Origin of the sequence: Caballeronia terrestris, assembly GCF_001544515.1 — a bacterium.
In the GTDB taxonomy this organism is placed as follows: Bacteria; Pseudomonadota; Gammaproteobacteria; order Burkholderiales; family Burkholderiaceae; genus Caballeronia; species Caballeronia terrestris.
Genome location: NZ_FCOL02000556.1, coordinates 1 through 778 on the forward strand (window position 1 = coordinate 1; position 778 = coordinate 778).

1 protein-coding gene is annotated in these 778 nt (G+C 60.7%); it reads left to right on the plus strand.

The genetic code is table 11. The annotated features are described in order from the left end of the window. The first annotated feature begins 56 nt into the window (after positions 1 to 56). A complete protein-coding gene (locus AWB67_RS38915) occupies positions 57 to 584 on the plus strand; it encodes a hypothetical protein (protein WP_087660942.1) in 528 nt (175 codons plus the stop codon). The last annotated feature ends 194 nt before the right edge of the window (positions 585 to 778 follow it).

Consider the following 778-nt stretch of genomic DNA (forward strand, 5'->3'; position numbering starts at 1 on the left):
CAAGCCCCTCGGCAGCGGCGTGAGCGGTTGAGCGAATCGAACAGCAGGAGACGAGCATGAAAATTTCGCGCGTTCCAAAAGTCGCGCTGGGCGTCGCGCTCGGCGCGGTCGTGAGCCTGTCGATCGCGGTATTCGCCGCGGACCTGTCGCCCGTGTCGGACTTCGGTCCGTCGGAGCCAGGCTTCGGTGGCGCGACACAAGTTGCACGAGTAACCCAAGCAGGCGCTGGAAATCACTTGACTGGCGTGCAATCCGGGCATAACGGTCTGATGGCAAATCAGGCGGGCGTCGCCAATGCGGCCGTTATGGCACAAGCCGGCACGGACAACTGGATGTCGCTCTCGCAAAGCGGCAGTGGCAACCAGTACGGCGGCTACCAGGCGGGTACGAACAATCGCTCGGTCACCGTGCAGAGCGGTAGTAGTAATGCAGCAGCGGTCACGCAGATCGGTTCATCGATGTCGTCGCAGGTCACGCAGCTCGGTACCAACGACTCGGTCACCATCCTGCAGAGCCGCAATGGCACCGGCCTCTCGGTCACACAGACGGGCAGCGGCGCGCGAGCGTCGGTCCTTATGAAGTAGGCAGGGGGATTCCCGGCAGCAGAGTTTCGAAGGTGCAGGTGTGGAACAGTTCGCGGTGAGGGTGGGCCGGCATGGCAGCGGAGACTGTCATCCGTAAGCGGTAACTAATCGAAGTACTCAAATATCAAACCAACGAGGGGATTACAAATGAAAGTCAAGGCAATCATCATCGCTATGGGTCTGGCAGCATTGGC